This window comes from Sorangium sp. So ce394, assembly GCF_051474665.1.
GTDB classification, from domain to species: Bacteria; Myxococcota_A; Polyangia; order Polyangiales; family Polyangiaceae; genus Sorangium; species Sorangium cellulosum_D.
In genome coordinates, this window is the sequence record NZ_CP150339.1 from 8,487,035 (window position 1) to 8,512,162 (window position 25,128).

Genomic DNA, 25,128 nt, shown 5'->3' on the forward strand with positions numbered 1-25,128 from the left:
CAGTCCCGTCATGGCGACCGTTCGCTTGTACCACACCCCCCAGGGCCCGGCCTCCGGCGCCGCCGCGTCGCGGGGTTCCCGCGCGCTTTACCTGATGAGTTCGTCAGAGGCTCTGTCCACCGCTCGACACGATCCCTGCATGTCCATCGCCGCCGCGGAGCGGTGATGATGGGCTCGGCGCGTCACGCGGCGGCGTCGAGCAGCCGCGGGTGCAGGCTCACGTGCTCGTAGAGCAGGTCCAGGAAGACGCGGACGTGCGCCGGGACGGCGCGCGCGCTCGGCGTGACGGCGAACAGGCGGAGCGCCGGGCCGGTCCAGCGAGGCAGGACGCGCACGAGGCGCCCGGCGCGGAGATCGGCGTCGACGACGAACGGCGGGAGGAGCGCGATGCCCGCCGCGCCGAGGCAGGCCGAGCGCAGGTGGGCGTCGCTCGTGGTCAAGAGGCGCGGCACGGCGCGGACCCGGACGGCGCGTCCGGCGCGATCGACGAGGCGAAGGGAGAACGCGCTCCGATCCCGGCCGAACGCGCACAGGGCGTGCGACGACAGGCCCTCGGGCGCCCGCGGCGCGCCGCGCGCCTCGAGGTAGGCAGGGGACGCGCACAGGACGGGGCTCGTCTCGCCGAGGCGGCGCGCCCCCTGCGCGGAGCGGTCCCTCGGCGAGAGGACCCGGAGGGCGACGTCGATGCGCTCGCCGACGAGATCGACATAGCGATCGTCGGTGAGGCACTCGACGCGGACATCGGGGTAGGTCGCGAGGAGCCGAGTCACCGCCGGCGCGAGCAGCCGCTCGAGTCACCGCCGGCGCGAGCAGCCGCTCGACGAACGCCTCCGGGACGGAGACGCGCACCGTGCCCTGCGCCCGCGAGGCGCGCGCCGCCATGAGGCGATCGGCCTCCTCCGCCTCGGCGACGATGCGCCGGCAGCGCTCGTGGTACTGCGCGCCAGCGTCGGTCAGCCGGAGCTTGCGCGTGGTGCGCTCGAGCAGGCGAGCGCCGAGGCGCCGCTCCAGCGCGGCGATCGTCCGGCTCATCGTGGACGGCGGGATCCGGAGCCGGCGCGCGGCCGCGGCGAAGCTGCCCTGATCCACGACGTGCGCGAAACAGACCATCTCGTTGAGATCGATCACCGGTCGATTGTACCCCTCGATCGTTCCACCGGCGCACGAGTGAATTGAAGATTCGTGCATGGACGCCACGGCCCGTGGGGGCCACGGTCAGCGCTGGAGGTCACGCATGGACGTCAAAGAACCCCAGCAGATGAACGCGATCTTCGCCGAGGCCTTCAACGCCGGCGATCTCGACCGGATCATGGCGCTCTACGAGCCCGGGGCCGTGCTGGCGCCGGCGCCGGGCCAGCGCGCCGCCGGCGCGCCCGCCATCCGGGAGGCGATCGGCGCCCTCCTCGCGCTGCGAGGCCGCATGGCGTCGAAGAACAACTACTGCATGCAGGCCGGGGACATCGCCCTGCTGCAGGGCGAATGGATCCTGTCGTTCGTCGGCCCCGGCGGAGAGGAGGTCACCGAGACGGCGCGCTCGGCGGAGGTGGTGCGAAGGCAGCCTGACGGGACCTGGCGTTACCTCCTCGATCACCCGGCCGGCGACGACACGCCCCGATAGCAGCGCCGCCCGGCGCCGCGCGCCACGCGCGACGTCCGCCGAGGGCGTCACTCCTTGAAGCTGGCGGAGGAGAGGCCGTGCTTGCGGAGGAGGTCGTAGAAGTCCGTCCGGTTCCTGCCGGAGAGCTTCGCGGCGGCGCTGACGTTGCCATTGGCGCGGCGGAGCACCTCGACCAGGTAGGCGCGCTCGAACGTGTCGCGCGCCTCCTTGAGCGACGGGAGCGCCGAGCCGGGGTCGCCGAAGGCCACCGACAGGATCTCGCCCGCGGCGTCCGAGATGGCCGGGGTCTCGGCGTCCTCGGGCTCCGCGCCGCTCGACCAGCCGTCGAGCTTGCGGGCGGGGGGGACGAGGAGGGTGCTGAGGTCCTGCGGCTGCAGGCGCTCGCCGCGGCAGAGCAGGACGGCGCCTTCCATGACGTTGGCGAGCTCGCGGACGTTGCCGGGCCAGGGGTGCGCGAGGAGCACGCGCAGGGCCTCGGGGGAGAGCTTGGGCTCGGAGAGGCCGTGGCGGGCCGCGGCGCGGGAGAGGAACACCTCGCAGAGCAGGGGGATGTCCTCCACCCGCTCGCGGAGCGGGGGCATGACGATGGGGACGACGTGCAGGCGATAGAAGAGATCCTCGCGGAAGCGGCCGTCGCGGACCTCGGTGAGGAGATCGCGGTTGGTCGCGGCGACGACGCGGACGTCGACCTCCTCCTCGTTGAGCGAGCCGACGCGGGTGATGCGGCGCTCCTGCAACACCCGGAGGAGCTTCACCTGGACCGCGGGAGGGGCGTCGCCGATCTCGTCGAGCAGGAGGGTGCCCCCGTTGGCGGAGGCGAAGAGGCCCTCCTTGTCGCGCGTGGCGCCGGTGAACGCGCCGCGCACGTAGCCGAACAGCTCGCTCTCCAGGAGCTCGGCCGGCAGGGCGCTGCAGTTGACCGCGACGAACGGCTTGCCGCGGCGCTGCGAGAGGGCGTGGAGCGAGCGCGCCGCGAGCTCCTTGCCGGTGCCGGACTCGCCGAGCAGGAGGACGGTGGCGTCGGTGGGGGCGACGCGGGAGATGATCTCGCGGACGGCGGCGATGCGGTCGCTCGTCCCGAGCAGGCGCAGCTCGTCGCTCTGGGCGCCGATGATGCGGCGCAGGCCGGCGACCTCGCGGCGGAGCGAGCTGCTCTCGACCGCGTGCGCGAGCTTCTGGAGCAGATCGAGGTCGTGGAACGGCTTCGTGAGGAAGCCGTACGCGCCGCGCCTCATCGCCTCGACGGCGATCTCGATGGTGCCGTGGGCCGTGAGGATGACCACGGGCACGTCGGGGGAGCGCTTCTGCACCTCGCTGAGCACGTCGAGCCCGTCGCAGTCGTCGAGGCGGAGGTCGACGATCATCGCGTCGACGGGCTCGCGGGAGAGGGCGGCGATGCCCCCGGCGCCGGTCAGCTCCGTGGTGACCCGGTAGCCGTGGTGCTCGAGGCGGAAGGCGAGCAGCTCGCAGAGGTGCGGCTCGTCGTCGACGATGACCACGTGGGGCTTACGGGCAGGGCTCATGGAACCGCGGGGAGGGGGTGTAGCGCAGCGGGGGCTTGCTCGGAAGAGCGCTCGGTCGAGAGCGGCAGCCAGAGGCGGAAGGTGGCCCCCGCGGCGCGGGCGTCCTGGCCCGCGCCGGCGGCGCTCGCGACGTGGTCGTCGAGCTCCAGATCGCCGCCGTGGGCGCGGGCGATCTTGCGGGAGAGGGCCAGGCCGAGGCCGATGCCGACGCGCTTCGGGGAGTTCGCGACCGGCTGCGTCTTGAACTCCTCGAAGAGCGACTGCCGGATCTCCCCGGGGACGCCCGGGCCCTGATCGGTGACGCTGATCATCACCCGGCGGCCGGGCCGGCCGCCCTTCGTGTCCTCGACCAGCTCGCGCCGCACGAGCACCCGCTGGCCGGGCTTGGAGACGGAGGTCGCGTTGCGCACCAGGTTCGCGACGGCGCGCTCGACCAGGGCCACATCCAGGCTGCACGGGGGGACGTCGCCCGGCGTCTCGACCTCGATGGTGACGCCGCGCTCGCGCGCCTCCGCCTCCTCGTCGCGCACGGCGCTGCGGATCAGATCGTCGATGGAGGAGCCGTCCTGGAGGCGGATGGGGGAGCCGGCGCTGAGGCGGGAGAGGTCGAGCAGGGTGGTCACCATGCGGATCTCGCGCTCGCAGGCGACGCGGGCGATGTGGAGGATGCGGGTCTGGCGCTCGCTCAGCGCGCCCCCGCCGACGCCGTCCTCGAGCAGGGAGATGGCCTCGCGGATCTTCGTGAGCGGGGTGCGCAGCTCGTGGGAGACGGAGGCGAGGAAGCCCTGCTTGAGCGTCTCGATCTCGGCGAGGCGCCTGCGCATGGTCTCGATCTCCAGGGCGAGGTCGCGCACCTCGGCGGGGCCGCGCACCTCGGCGGCCGCGTCGAACTGGCCCTTGCCGAGGCGCTGCGCCTGCGTGGCGATGGCCGCGAGCGGCTCGGTGACGGTGCGCGCGATCCGGTGCGCGAGGAGCGCGGCGACGACGCAGGCGGCGATGGAGATGGCGAGGCCGTTCGAGAGCGCCGAGGCGCTGGCGCCGCGGGCGTCCTCCTCCTTGGAGCGGACGCGGTCCTGGAGCTCGCCGATGCGCATGACCCACGCGTCCGTGAGCTGCTCGTCGAGGCGCACGCGCTCGTGCTGGACGTCGGGGTCGGTGAGGTGGCCGCACGTGCCCCCGTCGAGCGCGCCCTGCGCGAGCTGGAGGTGGCCGTCGATCGACGGGAGCATCGGGTCCGACGGGAGCAAGGCGGGGTCGCCGACCTCCGCCTTCAACGCGGCGATCCGCGTGCGGAGGATCGGGGCGACCTCGTCCCACGAAGCGCCGCGCGAGCACGCCTCCTGGCCGCGCCGCATCGCGAGCCCCATCGCCCAGGCGGCGTGGTGGAGCGCCGCCTCGCGCCGGAGCTCCTCGGTCTCGTCGCTCAAGAGGTTCTGCAGCGACGAGGTGATCTGGGCGAGCGACCCGAGGACCACGCCGAGGGCGACCAGCATCACGAGCACCGGAGCGGTGTGAGACAGCACGAGTCGGGTCAAGAGGCGCATGCGAGACCCCGACTATGATCTCGCGCGTCATCGAACGCACGAGCCGCCGACATTCCACACTTTTTCGAGGACACGGGACGTCAGGAGCGCCCCTGTGGGAGACCGCCGACAGCGTCGGCCGGGCCCCTCAAGCGAGTGTCGGCGGATCCAGACGCCGGGCGGCGGCGGCGCGCGGGGACGCGGGATTCCGGCGAGGCGCGGGCCTGGCACATCGCGTGAATTGCGGCGCGCCCCATGACCCCCTCGCCTACTCTGACAACGACGGCCCAACCGAACTTCTGGCGTTCGATGTGGGCAGACACGGTGATCTCCTGGAAGGAGATGGTCGCTCCCAGGAGCCTCGCGGACAACCTGCTGAGCGGGCTGACCGTGGCCTTCGTGGCGCTGCCGCTGAACCTCGCGCTCGCGCTGGCGTGCGGATTACCCGCGAGCGCCGGGCTCATCACGGGCGCGGTGACCGGCGTGATCGCGGCGCTCTTCGGCGGATCACGGCTGCAGGTCACGGGGCCCGAGGTGGCGCTGGTGCCGCTGACCTTCGAGATCTTGCAGCGGCACGGGCCGCACGGGCTGTTATGCGCGACGTTCCTGTGCGGCGTCCTCCAGGTGCTCATGGGGGTCGCGCGGGTGGGGCGGCTCATCCACATGATCCCCGTCTCGGTGATCGGCGGCTTCATGGCCGCGGTCGGTCTCCTGGTCTTCGACTCGCAGCTCCCGCGGCTCCTGGGCCTGCCGGCGGAGATGCGGCTCGTGTCCTCGCTGCCGGGGACGGGCTGGCTCGCGCACATCGATCCGTTCGCCGTCGGCATCGGCGCGCTGGTCGTCGCGGCGACGGTGCTCTTGCCGAGGCTGCACCGGCGGCTCCCTGGCGGGCTCATCGGCCTCGGGGCGGCGGTCCTCGCCGTGAGCGCGATCGGCGCCGGCACGGCGTCGGTGGGGCCCATCTCGGCGTCGTTCCCCGCGCCCTCGCTGCCGGCGTTCGACCGCCTCGAGCTCATCGCGATCTTGCCCGAGGCGATCGCGCTGGCGCTGCTCGCGTCGATCGACTCGCTGCTGTCGGCGGTGGCGATCGACGCGCAGAGCAACGCGAAGCGCCACTCGAGCGAGCAGGAGCTGATGGCGCAGGGGGTGGCCAACATGGTGAGCTCGATGATCGGCGGGATGCCGGTCGCGGGCGCGATCGTGCGGTCGTCGGCGGCGCTCCAGTGCGGGGCGACGACGCGGCTCGCGGCGCTCACGCAGTCGGTGACGCTGCTCGGGCTCCTGTACCTGGCGCGGCCGTTCGTGGAGCGGCTGCCGCTCGCGGGGCTCGCCGGCATCCTGCTCGTGGTCGGCTACCGGCTGATCAACTGGAAGCAGGTGCGGCTCATGTGGCGGGTCTCGCGCTTCGAGGCGTTCGTGTTCGTGGCGACGGCCGCGTCGATCGTCGTGACCGACTTCGTCGGCGGGGTGCTGATGGGCCTCGTGCTGTCGCTCGTGCATTTCGCCCACATGCAGCGGCGGGTGGACGTGTCGCTGGTGACGGCGACCGACGAGCCGGAGGAGATGCCGCGGCTGCTCGAGCTGCCGGCGCGCCGGTCGCTCGGGCCGACGCCGCCCGTCGCGGTGGTGCGGGTGGAGGGGCCGATCTTCTTCGCGTCGCACACGGAGATCCGGTCGCTGGCCGAGGGGGGGCCGCTGCCGCGGCACCTCGTGTTCGATCTCGCCGGGGTGCCGCTCATCGACTGCACGGGCATCGAGGCGTTCCGGGCGTTGCTCGGGAAGCTGCGCGAGCAGGGGACGCGGGCGCTCCTGTCGCGGGCGTCGGATCGGGTGGCGGATCGGCTGCAGGAGGCGGGGCTCCTCCAGGCGTTCATCGGCGGCCGGGTGTTCTCGACCGTGGCCGAGGCGCTGGAGTCGCTGGACGAGCCCGCGGCGAGGGCGAGCGTGTTCGAGGCGCGGAGGCAGCAGCCGCCGTCGCCGCTGCTCCGGCCGGAGGCGCCGGCGGGCGCGTCGTGAGCGCGGGGCGGCGGGGCGCGCGGGCGGCTCGGCGCCGCGCGCCCGGCCTGGACCGGTGGACCGAGCCACGGACGAAGGTCAGAGGCGCTCCGCGCGGCGGAGGCGTCGGAGCAAGGGAGCAGAGCATGTCGACGTGGAGCCCGAGCACGAGGATGGACGCGGGAGCGGAGGGCCGGCCCGGCGCGGGGGGTCTGGTCGCCGGGGCGGCCGCGTTGCCGCCGGCGGGGAGCGGGTCGACGTCGAGCGAGCCGGACGCGGGCGCGGCCCTGGAGGACGGCCGCGAGGGCGGCGAGGAGGTCCAGCCGGGGGCGGCGCGGGCGCTGGCGCAGGCCATGGCGGACGGGTCGCGCGCGCTGGGCGAGTCGATGGTGCTGTGCAGCGTGCTGCTGACGGTGGCGATCGGGTGCCTGGCGTGGTCGGTGCCGAGCCCGGGCGCGAGCGCCGGGCTCGCGATCCTGAGCCTGGTGCTCATCAGCGTGGAGCACACGAACGCCCGGGCGAGGTTCCGGCGGGCGGTGGCGCGGGCCGGCGCGGCGCACGGCCTGACGGCGCCGGAGACGGAGCGCGCGGCCCGAGCGCTCCTCGGGGCGGGGGAGAGCGCGACCGCGGACGAGGAGCGCGACGGGCCCTCCCCGCGCGCATCGCGGTAGGCGGCGGCTTCCTCGACCAGGTGATTGGGCGCCGTCCCGACCTCGGGCCAGCGCGCCCGCGCTCCGGGATGGCGAGCTCCATCCTCCCCTTCTCGCGCTGAAGAAACCCACTCGTTCGAGCCCAATCCACGGGCGCGCCGCGCTCGGCGTTCCGCCTTGTCGCGCCCAATCCACGGGCGCGCCGCGCTCGGCGTTCCTCCGCCTTGACAAGCAGGGAGCGGCGATGTACTTAACCCACAGGTTAATTAACCTTTCGGTTTTATACAGGTGCCGGCCCATCCGCGGAGCACCACGTTCAGGGACGGACATCGCAGGAGGAGAAGAGCCATGGTCGCAACCAGCGCAGCAAACAAGGACAGCTTCCAGGTCACGACGCCATCGGAACAGGAGATCCACATGACACGCCTGTTCAACGCGCCGAGGCACCTCGTGTTCGAGGCGATGACGAGGCCCGAGCACGTGAAGCGGTGGTGGGGCTGCCTGGGCGAGGGCTACGGGGTGTCCGTCTGCGAGATCGACCTTCGTCCGGGCGGCGCGTGGCGCTTCGTGAACCGCCACCCCCACGGCGAGGCCGCCTTCCACGGCGAGTACAAGGAGATCACGCCGCCGAGCCGGCTCGTGTACACCGAGATCTTCGAGATGTACCCGGACACCGTCTCGCTTGTGACATCGGTCCTCACCGACGAGGGCGGCAAGACGCGCGTCACGACCACGACGCGCTATCCATCCAAGGAAGTGCGCGACGCCGTCATCGCGTCCGGCATGGAGCACGGCGCGGCCCTCAGCTACGACCGCCTCGAGGACCTGGTCGCGCAGCTGCAGCAGCGATGAGCCTGCCGGCGGGCCGGCGCGGGCCTCGGCTGGCCCTCGCGGCGGCCCGCGTGGCGCGCAGGGTGGCGGACACCGGGGCGTCGGCGCTATCTTCGGCGAGCCGCTTCGGCGCCGACCCATGCTCGACTTCCTGCCCGCTCCCCCCCACCTGACCGCCGCCCGCGAGCTCTCCGCCGCGTACGGACGCATGGCCGGCCTGTCGAGCTCCGAGGATAGCGGACAGCGCGATGTGTCCGCTATCGAGCTCGGCGAGCGGAGAGACTTCATGCCGCGCTTCGCCGCCCGCAAGTGGTCCAAGCCCGAGCACCTGGAGAGCATGGGGCGGCCCTTCCGGCGTCCTCGGCCCGTCGCGTGCCGGAAGCCCCGGTGCCTGACCGAGGAGCAGCCGGCGACGGCGGCGAGCGCGCGATGAGGATCACGTTCTCGAACCTGGGGACGATCAAGAAGACCGAGCTGGATCTCCGCCCGCTCACCGTCATCATCGGGCCCAACAACTCGAACAAGACGTATGTGGCTTACTCGCTCTACGGGCTCTGGCAGGCTCAGATAGAGACATTTGAAGCTATTAACTTTAGCCAGATCGTACCGTTGAAGAAGTCGGCGGCCGGTCTGTCCTTCAAGGTCGACGCTGGCTTGCTCCAGCAGATGAACGAGCATCTGCAGGCGGTGGCTGCGTCCTTCCGCGATGACCTGAGCGGCTTCTTTCAGGACTCGAGCGGCAAGCTGTTCTCCAGGAGCCGGATCGAGGTCGAGATCACGCAGAGCGAGCTCGATGCCGCCATCGAAAAAGCGATCGCGCTGCATCATCGCGATGGACCTGTGTCGAAGCGTGGAGAGGAGATCCTCATCGGCGCACCGCCCTGGAAGGGACGAAAGGGGAAGTCCGACCACAGCGACGGCGCGGTTCCAACGACATACTTTGCCGCGCTTATCATAGACTACGCAGTAGGGATCCTGTTTCAGCAGCCGCTCCTGCTTCCGGCGGAGCGCAACGCCTTCATCATGACCTACAAGATGCTCGCGAACCGGCGCTACAACGTCCTCCGGGACGCGCAGCGCTCGCTCTTCGGCAAGCGCCGCGTCTCGAAGCGTCAGCTCGACCTGCTGCGCGAGCAGGGGGACATCCGCTACCCGAAGCCCATCGAGGATTTCCTGGAATTCTTGGCGGACATGGAGCTCTCCGAGGGTGAGCGCGGCGACGATGCGGCAGCCAGAGCACCCTTCCGGGCGCTCGCCGCAAACATTGAGGAGAGCATCCAGAACAAGAACAAGACCAGGTTCCGGAGGACGGCGCTCGGAGGGCGAGAGATCCAGATCGACGTGAGGAAGGGCCTCAGCATCGACCTCTACAACGCATCCTCGTCCATCAAGCAGCTCACGCCGCTCCTGCTCTACCTGCGCTACCGGGCCAAGCCGAACGACTTCCTCATCATCGACGAGCCCGAGATGAACCTGCACCCGGAGTCGCAGGCCAAGCTGCTCGAGATCCTCGGCATCCTCGTGAACCTCGGGGTGCACGTGCTGCTCACGACCCACAGCCCGTATTTCATGTCGCACCTGAACAACCTCGCCGCCGGCGACACCTCCAATCCGGAGCTCCTGGAGCGGCAGGCGGCGTCGCTCTACCTGGGCGACCCGCGCGCCTTCGTCCCGATGGACAAGGTGAGCGCCTACGAGATGCGGGACAACGAGCTGCGCTCGCTCAAGGACGAGGACTACGGCATCCGATGGGACACGCTGAGCGACGTCTCCTCGGCGCTCCAGCAGAAGTACTTCGAGATCAGCGAGACGGGGCGCGCCGGCCGTGGCGAGAGGTAAGACGCCCCGCGCGCTCCTCGCTCAGAAGCAGGATAGGCTCGACTGGAAGCGGTTCGGGTTCCTGGAGAACCTGCTCATTTTCTGCGCGAAGGAGCGACGCAGCGTCCCTCCCGAGAGCAGGGTGAAATTCGGCATCAGCTCCAAGATCAAGGACGAAGGCGTATGCGTCCTCTTTGGCATCGATCGCGAGCGCGATCCGCTGATGCGCGGACGCGGCGTCGCGAGGCCGGACTACCTGGTCCTGTACGCCTCACGCGAGCGCTGTCTCGTCACGATCATCGAGATGAAAGGCACGGACCGGCACAAGCTGGAGCACGGAATCGACCAGATCAAGGCGCTCCGCGACCGGCTCCGCGAGGAAATCGAGGCGCATCTCCCTGGCGCATGCAGGGGCATGATCAAGTTCCAGGGGATCCTGCTCACGCCCTTCAACGCGGATATCCCGCGCGCGAAGATCCAGAGGGAGGCGGCCAGCGGATTCACGATCTTGCCGCTTCAGTACGGCCAGAAAGCAGAGCTTTATCGCTATGTGCGCACGGAGCTCCGGTCGACCGACCGCTACGTTCACGAGAAGCTCCCGCGCGATGCCGACGAGCTCAATTTCATCGAGAAGATCCTCGTCCATGCCGCCCTTCCGGAGCGGATCCAGGGCGCGCTTCCGGCAGCGAAGCTCGGGAGCGGCATTGACGTGCACTACGCGCACCCGGACGACGGGCACGACGAGGACCACGCCGCGCTGATCGCCGACCGGACCGGCGCGCTGATCGCGACCCCGGCGCGGTGCGCGGGCTTTCGGAGGAAGATCGAGGACGAGCTGCGCCACCTCGGGCTGCGGTATGCGCGGCTCCAGTTCACCTCCGTCCCCTAGCGCCGACGGCCGCGTCCTCGGCTCGGGCTCACGCGCCCCCGGCGCCCTCCAGCGCCACCACGACGCCGCCGGGCGGCGCCGCGAGCCGAAGCCACGCCTCGCCGCCCACGCACAGCGCGGCGAGCACGCCGTCCGCGCGGCCGCGGAACGCGCCCAGCGAGCGCGCCGGGGCGCCTGCATCGACCGCGAGCACGGCCACCTCGCCCCCGTCGCGCGCCACCACGACGAGCACGCCCGTGCCGGTCGCGCCCAGCCATGCAGGGCGGCCGCCGAGCGCGATCTGCCGGGGGGCGCCGCGCGCCGGCACCTCGTGCAGGAGCCCGCGCGCGACGTCGCAACCCCAGAACGAGCGCAGCCGCAGCGCGGCCGGCAACGCGCCGCCGAACGTCTCGTACGCGTCGCAGGCGTCGTGGCCCGGGTCGAGCGGCAAGAGATCGGCGTCGTCCGGGACGAGGCGGGCGAGCGCGGCATCTCGCGCCGCCACGAAGCGCGGCAGCGCGCGGCGCAGGCGCAGCGCCGGCAGGCCAAAGAGCGGGCGCCGGTCAGGCCGAGCCTCGCCGTCCTCCGTCACGAGCCGGCGCCTGCCGCTCGGCTCGAGCAGGAGCACCCCGCCGGCCCGGATCGCGATGGGCGTGTCCGGCCTGAAGACCGGGCAGATCTCGTGCGCGCGCTGGCCCTTCTGCAGGCGCACGAGCGTCCAGCCCTGGATGGCGAAGACACGCGCGCCATCCGTGCAAAGGCGGCGGTAGGTCGATGACGCTGCGGCGACGAGGGTCGTCCCCGGAGGAGCGATTTCCCCTGCGGCGGCCGAGGCCGCGGGCGCATGGCCGCGCTCGGGCGAGGGCGGCCGCAGGGCCACGCTGCGGCCGGCGAGCCAGGCGCGGAGCGCGGCGGGCGCCTCGACGGGCGCGGGTCGATCCCACGCAAGCTGGATCGACAGGTCGGAGCCCACGCGGACCGTGGCCGACGGCCGCCCATGCCGCTCGAGTTCCAGCGTCAACGGCGCCAGCGCGGGCTCTTCGGACCCCGCGCCCTCGCTGCGCGGGGCCCCCTCCCCTCGCAGGCGAAGCAGCGGGCGGAGGGCCTCGATCCCCGAACGAGGGACGCGAGCGCGACGGCCATCGTCCTGGACGAGCCACGCCGCCGTCGCGCCGTCGAGCGCGCGGTCCACGTCCGCCTGCTGCGGAGGCGGTGAAGGGGCGATGGGCCACACCGGCATGGAGTCAGGGTCATCGCGATGATCCGGGCGCGCGCGACGCCCGCCCGGATTCATCGCCGCGGGTCAGACCTGCTCTTCATCCGACGTCCGGCGAATCCATTCGACGGCGGCGTCGCGCGTCTCGAACACCCCGAAATGCGGGCCGCGGCGCTCTTCGGCCAGCATCTCACCGAAACGGCTGCTGAAGCCCGGCCCCCCCGGCGGACACACCACGGCGAGCCGGACCCAGTAATTCCTTAGCTTCTGCAGGATCTCCCCGGCCTCCCGCGAGCTCAGGTCGAAGAAGGCGGCCGGCAGGTTCGCCGCGTAGAGGAGGGCGCACCGCACGCCGTCCGAGAAACAGGCCTCGAGCAGGCGATTGACGTCGCGGTCGCTCGACAGGAAGGCCTGGTCCGGCGCGCCTTCCACGAACGTCACACCGCCCTCGTTCGACAACGTCAGTTCCATCGCTGCCTCGCATGCGGCCTCGACGCCGCGCGCCCAGCGGCTTCGACGACCGCTGGGCCCGCGCAGGGTAACCCCGGGAGGCGCTCGCTGTACAGACGCCGCGCGCTGGGCCGGAGGACGGGCCGTTCAACGTCGATGCGGCCCAGAGCCCCGCCATGCCGTGGGCGTGGGCCTCGCCGGCGCCGCCGGCCTTCATCGTCGACCCCCACGGGATGACGAGGTCCTTCGCATGTGGCAAAAGACATCGATGCAGCGGGCAAGCCCGCGCTGACACGCGCGGCGTTCCATCCGAAGCCGCGCCCGGGTGATGGGCGTTCGCGTGCCGGAGCGATCGCTCGTGAAGTAGCCTCACCGCCGCGATGCGACCCCTCGACACGCGCACCGACTCCCTGGATGCCCTCGCGCAGCGCGCGCGACGGCGACCCCGACGCCCTCGATCAGCTCGTGCGCGCGCTCCAGGACCCGATGTACCGCCTCGCGCTGCGGTTCCTCGGCCGCCCGGAGCCGGCCCGGGACGCGACGCAGGAGATCCTCCTGCTGATCGCGACGCAGCTGTCGACGTTCCGCGGCGAGAGCTCGGTCGGATCGCCCTCGTGCTCGGAGCCATCTGCGAGCTCGAGGCCGCCGAGGCCTCGTACGTGCTCGGCATCTCCGAGGCCGCGTTCCGCAAGCGCCTCTCGCGCGCGCGGGCGACGCTCGATGCGTTCCTGGCCAGGCACTGCGGCGTGGCGGATCCCGCGAACCCCTGCCGCTGCGCCTACCAGGTCAACCTGAACGTGGCGCGGCGCTGCGTGAATCCGGCGCAGCTCAACTACGCCGTGGCGTCCACAAGGACGAGCCTCGAGGTGCTCCGCGCCGAGGGCGAGATCCGCGAGATGCGGCGCTCGCTGGAGCTGTTCCGTGCGCAGCCGAAGTTTGCACTTACAGAAGATTTCGCAGCGCGCGTGCGCTCGATGATCGCCTCGGCGAGCTCGCTGTCGGACGCGCCGGCGAGCGGTCGATTTTCGGTCACACGCGGGAGCGACGCGGTCCCTAACGGCTCCGAGCGCTCGGTTCGAGCGCCGGAGGACGCATGATCACCCAGAGCGAAAAGAAGCGCGCCCGCGTGAGCGGGCACATGCTCGCGTACGTCGACCGCGGCGCGGGCGAGCTGATGGTGTTTCTTCACGGCAATCCGACCTCGTCGTTCCTGTGGCGCAACATCATCGCGCCGCTCTCGGCGGGCTTCCGCTGCTTCGCGCCCGACCTCATCGGCATGGGCGACTCGGACAAGCTCGTGCCGAGCACCCCCGATTCGTACACGTTCTTCCAGCACCGAGCGCTCCTCGACGGGCTCCTCGACGAGCTCGCGCCAGACCGCCGCGCGATCCTCGTGGTGCACGACTGGGGCTCCGCGCTCGGCTTCGACTGGGCGCGCCGGCACCCCGAGCGCGTGCGCGGCATCGCGTACATGGAGGCGATCGTCGGCGTCATGACGTGGGACGCCTGGCCGCCGATGTCGAGAGCGCTGTTCGAGCGGCTCCGTTCCGCGGAGGGTGACCGCCTGATCCTCGAGGAGAACGCGTTCATCGAGCGGATCCTCCCGTCGGGCGTCCTGCGCGGGCTCACCGAGGCCGAGCTCGACGAGTATCGCCGGCCGTTCAGGACGCCCGGAGAATCGCGCCGTCCAACCCTGTCGTGGCCGCGGCAGCTGCCCATCGAGGGCCACCCCGCGCCGGTCTGCGTCGAGGTACAGAAATACGCCGATTGGCTCGCGACATCGACGATTCCCAAGCTGTTCATCAACGCCGATCCGGGGCGCATCCTGATCGGCGCGCGGCGCGATGCGTGCCGGCGGTGGCCGAACCAGCGCGAGGTCACGGTGCGCGGCGCGCACTACGTCCAGGAGGACTCGCCCGCGGAGATCGCCGAGGCGATCGGCGACTGGGCGAGGACATTGCCACCGTGAGGAGATGGACCGCCAGGATGCCAGGAGAACCGAGAGATGCTCATCCTGGCGTCCTCGGCGCCTCGGCGGTTTTCCTCCGGATCGCCGTGCCAGACGCGGCCGAGCGCCGCCCTTCTGTGGACACCGCTCCTTCAGACCACCACCGTCCCGGCGATCTTCGTGATCGCGAGGACGGCGCGGAGCACCTCGCGCGCGCTCGGGGCGACGTAGCTCACGCGGCGCGCGTCCAGGCGCACGACCCCGGGCACGAGCTCCGCCGCGTCGGCGTACGCGGTCGTGAGCAGCGAGAACGTCACGCCGATCGGCGGCGGGAGCGTGTACGGCCTGACGCGCGCGAGCCCCCGCAGCGCCTCGCTCGCCGCGGCCCGGATGCGCCGGCACGCCTCCTCGGGGTGGATCGACCGAGCGCTGTAGCGGGTGATCGACGACTTCACGGCCACGGTCGTCACCCCCGGGAACCGCTCGCTCGCGTGCGCGGTCACCGCCTCGTCCCCCGTGACGAGCGCCACGGGCACCCCCGCCTCCCCCAGGACGAGCGCGTTGATGGCGGCCTCGTCGACCCACAGCCCGGGATCGTCCGCCGCTCCGCTCGCGGGGTGCAGCCGGATCTCGCCCACCACCGCGCCGTAATAGGTGTGGTCGAGCACGCTCGCGCGCAGCCCCGCGCCCCCGTGATAGCCGACGAAGAACGCGGCGGCCGGCTGCCCCGCGTCCATCCCCTGCACCATCGACAGCGGCTTCAGCGCGCCCGAGATCACCTCGACGCGGGGATCCAGCTCTTCGAAGAGGAGGTTGCGCATGTCCGCGTGGCTGTCGTTGACCACGACCCGCGTGGCCCCCGCCTCGAACGCGCCGAGCGCCGCGGCGTTCGCCTCGCGGCTCATCCACGCGCGGGCCCGCTCGTAGTCGCCGCCGCCCCGGCGCGTCTGGTCGACATGCACCACCCCCGCGCATCCCTCCAGGTCGATCGAGATCAGCACGAACATCCGCGTCCCCTCCTCGCGCCGCCGCGGCGGTCGCGCTGAGGGCCTAGCGCCGCCCGAGCGCATGGGCCACGCCGGGCCCATCGAGAGACCCGCGGCCGCGCTCGACCGCCCCGCGGTAGGCCGAGCGCGACCGGACCTGGCCGCGCAGCGACGTCATCTCCCGCAGAGCGGCGGTGACCTGAAAGGACGGCTCTCCGGGCCCCCCGAGCGGCTCCGCCCGCGGGCGCCTCCTCACCCGGCGCGCCGCACCTCGTCGGAGAACCGCACCGCCTCGCGCAGGACGTGATCGGCGAGCGAGGGATCGATGATGCTCTTGATCTGCCCCGTCTCGATGCCGTGCTCCGCGGCCGTCTTGAAGTCGATGACCTCGTCGGCCATCGTCGCGAGCTGCCCGCTGCCGACGCGGTGCGCGTGCGTCTGGTACAGCTGCTCCGCGCGCGCCTTCGCGTCGGCGACGAGCGCGCGCTCCTGCGGGTCGAGCAGGTGCGCGACGAACTCGAGGTGATCCGCCATGATCGTCGTCCAGAACGCCGCCACCTCGTCGCTCTGGAGCGCGGCGCTGCCTTGCGCGAGCAGAGCGAGCCGGTCGGCGAAGCGCTCGGCCTCGCGCGCGATGTGGTCGAAGAAGAGCGGCCAGACGAGGCTCTTGAGGGTGCCGGCCTCCTGCGCGCGCTGCATACGGCGCTTGTACTCGATGAACTGGAGCACGTCCGCCCGCGTCGAGAGGAGGAGCGAGGAGAGCCCGTCATCGCGATAGCCGCGGTCGCGGGCCGAGAGGAAATGCCCGGCGAAGGTCATCTGGAACTGCCGCGCCTCGCTCCGCGGCCCGCGGAGGCGGTCGCCGGGCATCAGCAGCGCGATGAACATCCCGTGTTCCATCAGCTGGTCCGTCCAGAAGAGGACCTCCGAGACGGCGTGCGCCGCGTAGCCGGCGTTCGCGCCCGGCAGGTAGATCGGCTTCCTCGCGCGATGATCGACGGCGACGCCGGGCGTGAAGGCGGCCCCTTCCGGGAGCGAGATCGGCCCGACCGACTCGCTGTCTGCGCCCTTGCCCGCCCCGAGCGCGAGGCCCGGTGTGGCGAGCAGCGATATGCCGGCGGTGGCCGCAGCCCTGCCCGCGAATTGCCTGCGTCCAAGTTTCCCTTGCAAAGCACGCTTCTCCATCGACGCTCCTCCAGGTTCGATCAGCGGTGAGAATCCGAGCGCGAGGGTGCATGTCCCGCGCCCGGTCCGAGGAGCGGGCCCGGCGAGCGAGGCGCCACGCGCGCGCCTCGCCGGGCGCGTCGACCCGCGGCGACGGGATTCGCCACGCAGAGGCGCCTCACCTCGAGAGGCGCCGCCCGCGACCGCGAGGGGGCGCAGGGCCGCGGAATCCGCCCGCGATGGGAGGCCGGCGGGCGACAACCTGCGAAGCCCGAGCACACACCCCCTCATCCGCCGGGCACCTGCGACGGCCGAGCACACGACACCACCCATCCCGCCGTCCGCGGGAGAGCCCGGACGCGCTTCGAGGACGTACCGTCGCTCGCCCCTCGCCGTCGCACGACGCGGGCGGAGCCGATAACGTCGTCCACGCAAGCGCGAGGGCCGCATCGCGGCCCGGCGAGCGCCGCCGACGAACGCCCACCGCCGGGCGCGAGACCTACACTCACCCACCTTGGACCCTGTGTCGGTCCCAAAATTTCTTCGCTATCGTCGCCCGGGATGTCGAGACCCCGCCTTCGGCTCCGACCTCCCCATGAACGCGCCCCGATCCCCGGGGCGCCCGCGATGAGAAGGAGTCGGCCATGAAATACATCATGATGATGCACACCCCGCACGGCGGTCCCTACCAGGTCGCCAGCTGGCCTCAGAAGGACTTCCAGGCGCACATCGCCTTCATGAAGCGCTTCCACCAGCAGCTCAGCGCGTCGGGGGAGCTCGTGGCGGCCGAGGGCCTGGCGGGGCCCGAGCAGGCCAAGCTCGTGCGCGCCGGCAAGGACGGCAAGCCCATCACCGACGGTGTGTTCCCGGAGACCAAGGAGTTCCTCGCCGGGTACTGGATCGTGGACGTCGACAGCCCCGAGCGCGCCTACGAGCTCGCCGCCCAGGCGTCCGCCGCGCCCGGCCCCGGCGGCGCGCCGCTCAACCTGGCGATCGAGGTGCGAGAGGTGATGAGCGCGCCGCCCCCCCAAGAGCTGCCTTGACCTCACGGCCGCGGGACACCGGGGCCGAGCGCCTGCTGCGCGACCTCGCGCCGCAGGTGCTCGGCGTCGTCCTCCGTCGATTCCGCGACTTCGGCGCCGCCGAGGACGCGGTCCAGGAGGCGCTCGTCGCGGCGGCCACCCAGTGGCCGCGCGACGGCGTGCCCGACGAGCCGCGCGCCTGGCTGATCCAGGTGGCGTCGCGGCGCATCACCGATCACGTCCGCAGCGAGGCCGCCCGCCGGCGCCGCGAGGCGTTCGTGGTCAGCCTCGTGCCGCCGGAGCAGCAGATCGCCCTCGCCGCCGACAGCGACGAGGCGGTGGAGCAGGACGACACGCTCGCCCTGCTCTTCATGTGCTGCCACCCCGCGCTGTCGACGTCCTCCGCGATCGCGCTGACCCTGCGCGCCGTCGGCGGCCTGACGACGGCCGAGATCGCCAGGGCGTTCCTGGTCCCCGAGGCGACCATGGCGCAGCGGATCAGCCGCGCCAAGCAGACCATCAAGGCGTCCGGCGTGCCGTTCCAGATGCCCACGTCGGAGGAGCGCTCGGCGCGGCTCGGCGCCGTGCTGCACGTGCTCTATCTGATCTTCAACGAGGGCTACACGACGAGCTCCGGCCCCGCGCTGCACCGCGACGATCTGTCGAGCGAGGCGATCCGCCTGACGCGCGCCGTGCGCGCGCTCCTGCCGGACGACGGCGAGGTCGCGGGCCTGCTCGCGCTGATGCTCCTGACCGACGCGCGGCGCGCGGCGCGGACCGGGCCCGAGGGCCAGCTGATCCCGCTCGCCGACCAGGATCGGAGCCTGTGGGATCAGGGGGCCATCGCCGAGGGCGTCGCGCTCGTGACCGCGGCGCTGTCCAGGGGCTCGATCGGCGTTTACCAGGTGCAGGCCGCGATCGCGGCGGTGCACGACGAGGCGGCGCGCGCCGAGGACACGGACTGGCCGCAGATCCTGGCGCTGTACGACCTGCTCCTCGGGATGTCCGACAACCCCATGGTGGCGCTCAGCCACGCGATCGCGACGGCCATGGTGCGCGGCCCCGAGGCGGGGCTCGAGCTGCTGAGATCGCTCGACGCCGACCCGCGCCTCCAGGGCCATCACCGCCTCGACGCCGCCCGCGCGCACCTCCTGGAGCGGGCCGGGGATCGCGAGGCCGCGATAGCGCACTACCGGAGGGCGGCCGGCCGCACGACGAACCTCCCCGAGCAGAGCTACCTCCTGTCGCAGGCGGCGCGGCTCTGCGACGCCCGGAAGTAGCGAGTCGCGGGCTCTCCGCGGGGACGATGTTGGTTACGCCGGCGTGAGGGCAAACCCGATGCACGGTGTGCATGAGGCTCATGCCGACTATCCATTGGGACCGCGCCGACCGGGAAACTAGAGTCCGACGCTGACCAGCTCTCGTGTCTTACGAAGCTTGAGCGCATTCGATGTCCTTACATTGCAGCTCGGGAGTTTGCCATGAAGATATTTCGATGGATCGCTTGCACGGGTCTCGTGTTCGCCGGGGCCGGCGTGGCTTGCGGGACGCCGGCCGATGTCGATGACGAGGCCACAGGGGAGATCCGCTCCGAGGTCATCTACGGTGACGACGACCGGGAGGAGCCGTTCACGTACTCGGATCCCGTGTGGGCGCAGCGCGTGCTGGATTTCACCGTGGCCCTGGTCCCCACCTCGGCGGTCGACGACTCGGACCCGAACGACATCCAGATCGCCGGGCCCAACTGGATCGGGCGCGACAACGTGTGCCCCGACGAGCGCTTCGCCACCCAGCCGGCGCTCGCCGACTGCAGCGGCACGCTGATCGACGACGACCTGGTGCTGACGGCCGGGCATTGCATCAACAACTGCAACGACAGCCGCTTCGTCTTCGATTACGCGATCAACCCCTCCACCGGCCAGCTCAACCAGATCACCAGCGACGACCTCTACCGCTGCGTGGACTTCCTCACGTGGTACCGGGACCCGAGCGGAGCGGACTACACGGTCGTGCGCCTGGACCGGCCGGTCGTGGGGCGGCAGCCCGCGGACGTGCGCGCGTCGAGCGCGCCGCTGGACGAGGACACCGACCTCATCGTGCACGGCTTCCCCCGCGGGTTGCCGCTCAAGCTGGCCGACGGCGCCAACATCCGCGATGCGAGCGACCCCGAGTTCTTCGTCGCGAACCTGGACACGTTCGTGGGCAACTCGGGCTCGGGCGTGTTCGACCTCGCCACGCACGAGCTCGTGGGCATCCTGGTGCGCGGCGCGGCGGATTTCGAGCCCGACCCGAACGGCGCCGCCTGCGTGCGCCCGAAGCAGTGCGCGGACGACGGGTGCCGCGGCGAGGACGTGACCTACGCCCACCTCGCGGTCCAGGCCATGTGCGAGATGACGGTGTCCGACGTGTGCTCGTGCGGCGACGGCGCCTGCGGCCCGCTCGAGAGCCCGGCCTCGTGCGCGGCCGATTGCTCCTGCGGCGACGGCGTCTGCAGCACCGGCGAGAGCACCTCGTCCTGCCCGGCGGACTGCCGGCTGGAGGTGCTGTACGACGAGCACACGCCGCAGGCGAACTGGGTGACGCCGGGGATCCAGGTGCGCAACACCGGGGCCGACAGCCTCCTCCTCTGGAACACGACGGTGCGGTATTACTTCACCAAGGAGCCGCCTGGCACGCTCGCGGCCGAGTGCTGGGGCTGCTCGACCACGCCGGCGATGACCTTCCATGAGGTGCCCGGCGGCGGGTGCGCGAACGCGACGCACTATGTCGATGTGGCGATCCCGGAGGTCACGCTGGCGCCCTCGGGCACCACCGAGCAGTTCCGCGTCGCGTTCCACGCGTCCAGCTGGCAGGACTTCAATGAGTCGAACGACTACTCGTACGCCGGAGCCAGCTGGAACTGGGCGCCCAACCCGAAGATCACGATGTATCGGCTCGGCATGAGGGTCTTCGGCGACGAGCCCTGTCCGGGCGTCTTCATCCCGCCTCCGAACTGAGCCGGCGTCGCTGACACCTCTCCGCGTGCCGTTGCCCCCGCCGCCAAGATCAGTAAGTTTGGCTAACTAATCAGCCGATCGGGGAGCCGGGAGCGCTGGCCCCGCGCTCGGGCTCGCAAGCGTCCCGCGGCTCAGAAGCCGTCTTCCACGCGGATCGCGATCTTTCCCACGGTGCGCGCCGACTCGATGGCGCGGTGGGCCTGCGCGAGGTCGCGCACCGGGTAGGTCGCGCTGACGACCGGCCGGACGTGGCCTTGCGCCGCCAGCGCCGCGACCGCGGCCAGCGCGCGGCCCTGCGCGTGCGGGTCGAGCCGCCACATCGAGGCGGCCCCCATCACGTGATAGACGAGCGACGCCGCCTTCAGGAAGAGCCGATCCGCGACCGGCGCCGGCGTCGGCACGATGCTCACCACCGTGCCCATCGGGGCCACCGCGTCGAGCGCCTGATCCAGCGCGCTGCCGCCGGCGTTGTCGAACGCCGCCGCGACGCCCGCCCCGCCGGTCAGATCCCGGCAGGCCTGCCCGACGTCCTGCGTGGCGTGATCGAGCACGACCGCGGCGCCGAGCTCGCGGCACAGCGCCGTCGACGCGGGCCGGCTGGCCGTCGCCACGGCGCGCAGCCCGAGGTGCCGCGCGAGCTGGAGCATCAGGTGCCCCACCCCGCCGGCGCCCGCGGTGATCAGCACCGCGGCGCCGGCCGCGGGCTGCGCGCGGGCGAGGCACTCCCAGGCCGTGACGCCGGCCAGCGACAGGCACGCCGCCTCCTCGTGCGACAGGGCCGGCGGCTTGCGGGCGATGGTGCGGCTGTCGACCACGACCAGCTCGGCGTTCGCGCCCTGCCCGAACAGGCTGGGCGAGCCGAACACCTCGTCGCCGACCGCGAACCCCTCGACGCCGGGGCCGACCGCGTCGACCACGCCGGAGACGTCGTAGCCGAGCACCAGCGGGAGCTGCCGCTCGATGCGGCGCGGCCCGGGCGACGGCGAGCGCGCCCGCACGTCCGCCGGGTTGATCGACGACGCGATCACCCGCACCCGCACCTGGTGCGGCCCCGGCGCCGGGTCGGGCAGCTCCAGCGGCACGAGCTGCGAGGCGTCGCCGTGGCGATGGATTCCGATTGCCTTCATGCGCTTCGCTCCTCACGATCGGCGCCGACGTCCGCGGCGCCGGAGCAAGGTGACCACCGGCGGCCGGCGCGTATTGAACGATGTCGACATCGAGGCTCGCCACCGCCGCCCGCGAACGCCGCGCGTCGCCGCTGCTCGCGCACGCCGCGGCCGGCGCCGGCCAGCCCGGGATCACCGGGCTCGTCGACGTGGCCGGGAGCGTCGCGTCGTGGGGGCCGCCGGCGCCGCGCGCGCTGCCGTCGCTGCACGCGGTCCTGAGCGTCGGCCTGGTCGGCGAGATCCAGAGCGAGCGCGACGACCGGGCGGGCGGCGCGGTCTGGCTGTCCGGGGTCGCGACGCGGCCGTTCGGCTACCGGTTGCCCGCCGAGCTGCACGCCGTGATCGTCCTGCTCGAGCCGTGGGTGCTCCCGGCGTGGTTCGGCCTCGACGCCGGGAGCCTCGTCGACCGCCGCATCGATCTGCGCGACGCCATCGGCGCGGCGCCCGTGGCGGGGCTCCTCTCGGCCGTGCGGCGCGAAGGCACGCCGCACGGCCGCCTGCTCTCGGTGCGGCGCTGGGCGGCCGCGCTGCCGCCGCGCGCGGCGGCGCCGGCCCCCGCGCTGCGCGACGCGCGGCTCGCCGACCGGGACGCGGCTGGCCTCGCCCGCGCGCTCGGCGTCTCGCTGCGCCAGTCGGAGCGGCTGCTGCAGCGCCACCACGGGGTGACGCTGCGCGAGATGAAGGGCATCCGGCGCTTCCAGCACGCGCTGGAGCATTTCGACGAGGGCCTGTCCTGGGCCGCGCTGAGCGCCAACGCCGGGTTCGCCGATCAGAGCCACCTGTGCCGCGCCGTGCGGCGGTACGCCGGCATGACGCCCGCGGCGCTGCAGGGCGCGGCCGGGGCCAGCCTGATCGCGCCGCTGTACCGGCCGCTGATCTGCCGCGACCGGTTCGTCGCCCTCTGACGCCGCGACGAAGGGGCGGCGCACGGCGACGACGGCGGGGCGGCGCACGGCGACGACGGCTCTCTCTGCAAATCTCCTCCGGCGCCAGACGTGTGCGCCGGGGCTGTAGAGATGAAGCGTGCCGACACAAGGACGTGTGCGCCGGAGCTGTAGAGATGAAGCGTGTTAACGCTAAACGGTGCGCCGGAGCTGTAGAGATAAAGCGTGTCGACACCGGACGTAGTCCCGGGAAATGTGCCACTGAATTGAGATTCTTTTTTTCGTGGAGCGAAGCGACTGCCATCGCGAGGGAAACCTGGACGTGACATCATCCCCCGCATGCGAACCATCACGGATAGGCTCACTCGCAGCATAGGAATTCTCATCCTCACAAGCGTGCCGCTCGCAACGTTGAACTGCTCCGACGATGACTCCGGGCCGTCGGGCGACGGCGGGGGCTCCGCGACGAGCACCGGGACCACGAGCGGCCCCGGGAGCACCAGCAGCACGGCCTCGGCGAGCTCCACGACCACGGCGGCGACGACGGGGACCGGCGGCGCGGGCGGCGCTGGCGACGGCGGCGGCGGCGGCGACGCGGGCGGCGCGAACGCAGGCGGCGGCGGCGGCGAGTCCTCCGCCGAATTCAAGCTCACGAGCCCCAATCACGAGGAAGGCGCCGAGTTCGCCGACAAGTACACCTGCGCGGCGGCCGGCTTCAACGGCAGCCTCCTGCCGGAGCTCAACTGGACCGCGGGGCCTCCGGGCACGAAGAGCTACGCCATCACCTTCATCGACGTCACCCTGGCGCATAAGACGCCGCCGAACATGAACGGCTATCACTGGGTCATCTACAACATTCCCGCCAACGTCACCTCGCTGCCCGAGGAGTTCAAGGACGCGGCGTCGATCGGCGCCAAGCAGAACAGCAACTACCTCGGGCCTTGCCCGAATTTCGGCGGCGGGAGCGCCAACACCGACACCTACGAGTTCACCATCTACGCGCTCGGGGAGGAGTCGATAACGATCGCGGGCACGAGCACCGCCGCGGTCAAGGACGCGGAGACCAAGCTCGAGGCGAACAACCTGGCGAAGGCGAAGCTCACCGGCACGTCCAACGCCTCCCCGCCCTGACGAGCGACAGCGGGCCTCGACGCGCGTCGAGGCCCGGATCCTCGGGATCACCGGACCGCTGTTTCGAACTCCTCGAATCGACGGACGGCGGCGCGCTTCCACGGCGCGCCGCCGCGCTCGGCTCGCGGGTCGACGCGCGGGTCAACGCGTCGCGCGCGGCGCCGAGGTGGGCGCCGTGCACGACGCCGTGCCCTGGATCGGCACGATCTGTTGAGCGCAGCGCGCTATCCGCTCTGCATAGAACGACTCTGCCAGCGCGGATCGCGCGACTCGGTGCCGTTCGATTGCCAAGCGCAGCTCAATCCACAGGGAGCTGCTCCGCGACCCAGTCCCTCCAGGCGGCCGGCACGCGCGTGGCCTCGAGGTAGCGGCGGAGCTGCTCGGCGTCGTCGAAAGCCGACATTCCCCACAGGCGGAACGCGTCGACATAGCCCATGTCGTCCTCGAAGGAGTCGGCGAAGTCGGCGAGCGACAGGCCGAGCTGCCAGGGCGCCTCGACGTGCCCGGCGCAGAGCAGCTGGGCGAGCGACAGGAGCCCGCGCTGCGGGTCGATCGCGCCTGCGTCCCCGGTCTCGAGCGCCCGCGCGCACGCCCTCCAGGACGCCGGCACGGCGGGGGGCGCCCATCCGCGGCCTTTCCGGAGCTCGGCGACCTGGCGCGACCAGAACCAGAGCTCGCGGGTGTCGTAGCGGGCCGCCTCCTCGGGGACGGGGTGCCGTTCCCACGGCCAGCGCAGCCCTCGCTGCTGGCCGAGCCAGGTGGTGAAGGCGACGTCGGACGCGATGAGGCCCTGTTCCAGGAGCGCAGAGCGGCGCTCGGCCGCCGCGCTCGGGTCATCTTCGTCGCCGTCGTCTTCGTCGCCGTCGCCTGGCTCCGCGGGGTACAGGACCTCGTGAACGGCGTCTGCCCAGCTGATGGGAGCGGGCGGGTGACGCCGCAGGTAAGCGAGGCGGGTCTCGGGATCCGGGGCGAGCTGCTCGAGGAAGACGCCCCACATCCCCATCCAGTCTTCCCCGGCGCCCATGCGCCAGCCGAGGGTGTGGCGCTCGTAATCGGGGAAGCGCTCCCACGGCGGGGCGAGATCGCCGCGCGCGTCGAGGTGCTCACGGAGGCGGGAGCGACAGCTCTCTTTCCAGCTCATGACGGCAGCATACGCCAGGACGCGCTAGCTCCGCCCGCCCGATGCCCCGGCGCCAGCCGAATCCGCCGCGAGGCGCCGGGCGTTCATGAATTCGCTCGACGCCGCCCTCGATACGCGGCACGTTCACCGACGGTCGTTTGCGTGGCCCATGAGGGTGAGAACCGGCGTGCAACAGGCCGCGGACCGCTCGGGCCTCAT

The 25,128-nt window shown here is 72.0% G+C and carries 24 protein-coding genes and 1 pseudogene; 15 read left to right on the top strand and 10 right to left on the bottom strand.

Annotation, left to right across the window (positions count from 1 at the left end):
• Positions 1–182 precede the first annotated feature (182 nt).
• Positions 183–785: a substrate binding domain-containing protein gene (locus WMF33_RS31145; protein WP_437339543.1), complete on the bottom strand. Its 603-nt coding sequence runs from the start codon at positions 783–785 to the stop codon at positions 183–185.
• Between the two features lie 95 nt (positions 786–880).
• On the opposite strand from WMF33_RS31145, the gene WMF33_RS31150 reads away from it, so the two are divergent.
• The gene (locus tag WMF33_RS31150; RefSeq protein WP_437332022.1) at positions 881–1,084 is read left to right on the top strand and encodes a hypothetical protein; all 204 of its coding nucleotides are present in this window, start codon (positions 881–883) and stop codon (positions 1,082–1,084) included.
• Here WMF33_RS31150 and WMF33_RS31155 read toward each other — a convergent pair.
• Positions 1,003–1,188 (bottom strand): annotated as a pseudogene (locus WMF33_RS31155) (helix-turn-helix domain-containing protein); the annotation flags it as partial. The gene WMF33_RS31150 and the pseudogene WMF33_RS31155 sit on opposite strands and share 82 nt — an antisense overlap.
• Before the next feature lie 46 nt (positions 1,189–1,234).
• Between WMF33_RS31155 and WMF33_RS31160 the strand changes: the two are divergent.
• Positions 1,235–1,618, top strand: a complete 384-nt coding sequence (locus tag WMF33_RS31160; RefSeq protein ID WP_437332023.1) for a YybH family protein — start codon at positions 1,235–1,237, stop codon at positions 1,616–1,618.
• Between the two features lie 47 nt (positions 1,619–1,665).
• Here the strand turns inward: WMF33_RS31160 and WMF33_RS31165 are convergent, their stop codons facing one another.
• Together WMF33_RS31165 and WMF33_RS31170 are read right to left on the bottom strand one after the other, a co-directional pair.
• Positions 1,666–3,141 (bottom strand): sigma-54-dependent transcriptional regulator, encoded by a 1,476-nt coding sequence (locus WMF33_RS31165; RefSeq protein ID WP_061625387.1) that lies wholly within the window; start codon positions 3,139–3,141, stop codon positions 1,666–1,668.
• A complete protein-coding gene (locus WMF33_RS31170; protein WP_437332024.1) occupies positions 3,138–4,685 on the bottom strand; it encodes an ATP-binding protein in 1,548 nt (515 codons plus the stop codon). Before WMF33_RS31170 ends, WMF33_RS31165 begins: the two co-directional genes overlap by 4 nt.
• Before the next feature lie 303 nt (positions 4,686–4,988).
• Between WMF33_RS31170 and WMF33_RS31175 the strand changes: the two genes are divergently transcribed.
• The 6 genes from WMF33_RS31175 to WMF33_RS31200 all read left to right on the top strand — a co-directional run bounded on the left by WMF33_RS31175 (position 4,989) and on the right by WMF33_RS31200 (position 10,847).
• Positions 4,989–6,680, top strand: coding sequence for a SulP family inorganic anion transporter (locus WMF33_RS31175; protein WP_437332025.1), 1,692 nt, complete (start codon positions 4,989–4,991; stop codon positions 6,678–6,680).
• A 125-nt stretch (positions 6,681–6,805) separates the two neighbouring features.
• Positions 6,806–7,330, top strand: coding sequence for a hypothetical protein (locus WMF33_RS31180; protein WP_437332026.1), 525 nt, complete (start codon positions 6,806–6,808; stop codon positions 7,328–7,330).
• A gap of 327 nt (positions 7,331–7,657) precedes the next feature.
• Entirely contained in the window at positions 7,658–8,161 is a 504-nt protein-coding gene (locus tag WMF33_RS31185; protein WP_437332027.1) for an SRPBCC family protein, read from the top strand.
• Between the two features lie 118 nt (positions 8,162–8,279).
• Positions 8,280–8,573 carry a hypothetical protein gene (locus tag WMF33_RS31190; protein WP_437332028.1) on the top strand — a complete coding sequence of 98 codons (294 nt, stop codon included), beginning with the start codon at positions 8,280–8,282 and terminating at the stop codon, positions 8,571–8,573.
• Positions 8,570–9,979, top strand: coding sequence for an AAA family ATPase (locus WMF33_RS31195; RefSeq protein WP_437332029.1), 1,410 nt, complete (start codon positions 8,570–8,572; stop codon positions 9,977–9,979). Before WMF33_RS31190 ends, WMF33_RS31195 begins: the two co-directional genes overlap by 4 nt.
• Positions 9,966–10,847, top strand: a complete 882-nt coding sequence (locus tag WMF33_RS31200; protein ID WP_437332030.1) for a hypothetical protein — start codon at positions 9,966–9,968, stop codon at positions 10,845–10,847. Before WMF33_RS31195 ends, WMF33_RS31200 begins: the two co-directional genes overlap by 14 nt.
• Before the next feature lie 28 nt (positions 10,848–10,875).
• Here WMF33_RS31200 and WMF33_RS31205 read toward each other — a convergent pair whose 3' ends face one another.
• Entirely contained in the window at positions 10,876–12,066 is a 1,191-nt protein-coding gene (locus tag WMF33_RS31205; protein WP_437332031.1) for a hypothetical protein, read from the bottom strand.
• A gap of 63 nt (positions 12,067–12,129) precedes the next feature.
• Positions 12,130–12,501 (bottom strand): DUF4180 domain-containing protein, encoded by a 372-nt coding sequence (locus WMF33_RS31210; RefSeq protein ID WP_437332032.1) that lies wholly within the window; start codon positions 12,499–12,501, stop codon positions 12,130–12,132.
• A 605-nt stretch (positions 12,502–13,106) separates the two neighbouring features.
• Here WMF33_RS31210 and WMF33_RS31215 point away from each other — a divergent pair.
• Entirely contained in the window at positions 13,107–13,589 is a 483-nt protein-coding gene (locus WMF33_RS31215) for a hypothetical protein (RefSeq protein ID WP_437332033.1), read from the top strand.
• Entirely contained in the window at positions 13,586–14,461 is an 876-nt protein-coding gene (locus WMF33_RS31220; protein WP_437332034.1) for a haloalkane dehalogenase, read from the top strand. Before WMF33_RS31215 ends, WMF33_RS31220 begins: the two co-directional genes overlap by 4 nt.
• 131 nt (positions 14,462–14,592) lie before the next feature.
• On the opposite strand, the gene WMF33_RS31225 is transcribed toward WMF33_RS31220, so the two are convergent.
• Both WMF33_RS31225 and WMF33_RS31230 read right to left on the bottom strand, forming a co-directional pair.
• Positions 14,593–15,447 (bottom strand): M55 family metallopeptidase, encoded by an 855-nt coding sequence (locus tag WMF33_RS31225; protein WP_437332035.1) that lies wholly within the window; start codon positions 15,445–15,447, stop codon positions 14,593–14,595.
• A 231-nt stretch (positions 15,448–15,678) separates the two neighbouring features.
• Positions 15,679–16,611 (bottom strand): DUF2935 domain-containing protein, encoded by a 933-nt coding sequence (locus WMF33_RS31230; protein ID WP_437332036.1) that lies wholly within the window; start codon positions 16,609–16,611, stop codon positions 15,679–15,681.
• 623 nt (positions 16,612–17,234) lie between these two features.
• Between WMF33_RS31230 and WMF33_RS31235 the strand changes: the two genes are divergently transcribed.
• From WMF33_RS31235 to WMF33_RS31245, 3 genes are all read left to right on the top strand, one after another.
• Positions 17,235–17,633 carry a YciI family protein gene (locus WMF33_RS31235; protein ID WP_061625379.1) on the top strand — a complete coding sequence of 133 codons (399 nt, stop codon included), beginning with the start codon at positions 17,235–17,237 and terminating at the stop codon, positions 17,631–17,633.
• On the top strand, positions 17,630–18,892 hold the full coding sequence (locus WMF33_RS31240) for an RNA polymerase sigma factor (protein ID WP_437332037.1): 1,263 nt from the start codon (positions 17,630–17,632) through the stop codon (positions 18,890–18,892). Before WMF33_RS31235 ends, WMF33_RS31240 begins: the two co-directional genes overlap by 4 nt.
• A gap of 201 nt (positions 18,893–19,093) precedes the next feature.
• Positions 19,094–20,608: a trypsin-like peptidase domain-containing protein gene (locus WMF33_RS31245; protein ID WP_437332038.1), complete on the top strand. Its 1,515-nt coding sequence runs from the start codon at positions 19,094–19,096 to the stop codon at positions 20,606–20,608.
• Between the two features lie 131 nt (positions 20,609–20,739).
• Here WMF33_RS31245 and WMF33_RS31250 read toward each other — a convergent pair whose 3' ends face one another.
• The gene (locus tag WMF33_RS31250) at positions 20,740–21,735 is read right to left on the bottom strand and encodes a quinone oxidoreductase family protein (protein ID WP_437332039.1); all 996 of its coding nucleotides are present in this window, start codon (positions 21,733–21,735) and stop codon (positions 20,740–20,742) included.
• 80 nt (positions 21,736–21,815) lie between these two features.
• On the opposite strand from WMF33_RS31250, the gene WMF33_RS31255 reads away from it, so the two are divergent.
• Both WMF33_RS31255 and WMF33_RS31260 read left to right on the top strand, forming a co-directional pair.
• Complete coding sequence (locus WMF33_RS31255) at positions 21,816–22,679, top strand: helix-turn-helix domain-containing protein (RefSeq protein ID WP_437332040.1); 864 nt, start codon at positions 21,816–21,818, stop codon at positions 22,677–22,679.
• Between the two features lie 390 nt (positions 22,680–23,069).
• Positions 23,070–23,789: a YbhB/YbcL family Raf kinase inhibitor-like protein gene (locus tag WMF33_RS31260; RefSeq protein WP_437332041.1), complete on the top strand. Its 720-nt coding sequence runs from the start codon at positions 23,070–23,072 to the stop codon at positions 23,787–23,789.
• Between the two features lie 298 nt (positions 23,790–24,087).
• Here WMF33_RS31260 and WMF33_RS31265 read toward each other — a convergent pair whose 3' ends face one another.
• The gene (locus WMF33_RS31265; RefSeq protein ID WP_437332042.1) at positions 24,088–24,930 is read right to left on the bottom strand and encodes a hypothetical protein; all 843 of its coding nucleotides are present in this window, start codon (positions 24,928–24,930) and stop codon (positions 24,088–24,090) included.
• Positions 24,931–25,128 lie beyond the last annotated feature (198 nt).

Excerpts from the sequence above, each read along its gene's own strand:
- WMF33_RS31190 (WP_437332028.1), top strand. The coding sequence starts at position 8,280 with ATGCTCGACTTCCTGCCCGCTCCCCCCCACCTGACCGCCGCCCGCGAG.
- WMF33_RS31195 (WP_437332029.1), top strand. The coding sequence starts at position 8,570 with ATGAGGATCACGTTCTCGAACCTGGGGACGATCAAGAAGACCGAGCTG.
- WMF33_RS31235 (WP_061625379.1), top strand. The coding sequence starts at position 17,235 with ATGAAATACATCATGATGATGCACACCCCGCACGGCGGTCCCTACCAG.
- WMF33_RS31170 (WP_437332024.1), bottom strand. The coding sequence starts at position 4,685 with ATGCGCCTCTTGACCCGACTCGTGCTGTCTCACACCGCTCCGGTGCTC.
- WMF33_RS31230 (WP_437332036.1), bottom strand. The coding sequence starts at position 16,611 with ATGGAGAAGCGTGCTTTGCAAGGGAAACTTGGACGCAGGCAATTCGCG.
- WMF33_RS31205 (WP_437332031.1), bottom strand. The coding sequence starts at position 12,066 with ATGCCGGTGTGGCCCATCGCCCCTTCACCGCCTCCGCAGCAGGCGGAC.
- WMF33_RS31255 (WP_437332040.1), top strand. The coding sequence starts at position 21,816 with ATGTCGACATCGAGGCTCGCCACCGCCGCCCGCGAACGCCGCGCGTCG.
- WMF33_RS31185 (WP_437332027.1), top strand. The coding sequence starts at position 7,658 with ATGGTCGCAACCAGCGCAGCAAACAAGGACAGCTTCCAGGTCACGACG.
- WMF33_RS31225 (WP_437332035.1), bottom strand. The coding sequence starts at position 15,447 with ATGTTCGTGCTGATCTCGATCGACCTGGAGGGATGCGCGGGGGTGGTG.
- WMF33_RS31160 (WP_437332023.1), top strand. The coding sequence starts at position 1,235 with ATGGACGTCAAAGAACCCCAGCAGATGAACGCGATCTTCGCCGAGGCC.
- WMF33_RS31245 (WP_437332038.1), top strand. The coding sequence starts at position 19,094 with ATGAAGATATTTCGATGGATCGCTTGCACGGGTCTCGTGTTCGCCGGG.
- WMF33_RS31180 (WP_437332026.1), top strand. The coding sequence starts at position 6,806 with ATGTCGACGTGGAGCCCGAGCACGAGGATGGACGCGGGAGCGGAGGGC.
- WMF33_RS31150 (WP_437332022.1), top strand. The coding sequence starts at position 881 with ATGAGGCGATCGGCCTCCTCCGCCTCGGCGACGATGCGCCGGCAGCGC.
- WMF33_RS31220 (WP_437332034.1), top strand. The coding sequence starts at position 13,586 with ATGATCACCCAGAGCGAAAAGAAGCGCGCCCGCGTGAGCGGGCACATG.
- WMF33_RS31165 (WP_061625387.1), bottom strand. The coding sequence starts at position 3,141 with ATGAGCCCTGCCCGTAAGCCCCACGTGGTCATCGTCGACGACGAGCCG.
- WMF33_RS31265 (WP_437332042.1), bottom strand. The coding sequence starts at position 24,930 with ATGAGCTGGAAAGAGAGCTGTCGCTCCCGCCTCCGTGAGCACCTCGAC.
- WMF33_RS31250 (WP_437332039.1), bottom strand. The coding sequence starts at position 21,735 with ATGAAGGCAATCGGAATCCATCGCCACGGCGACGCCTCGCAGCTCGTG.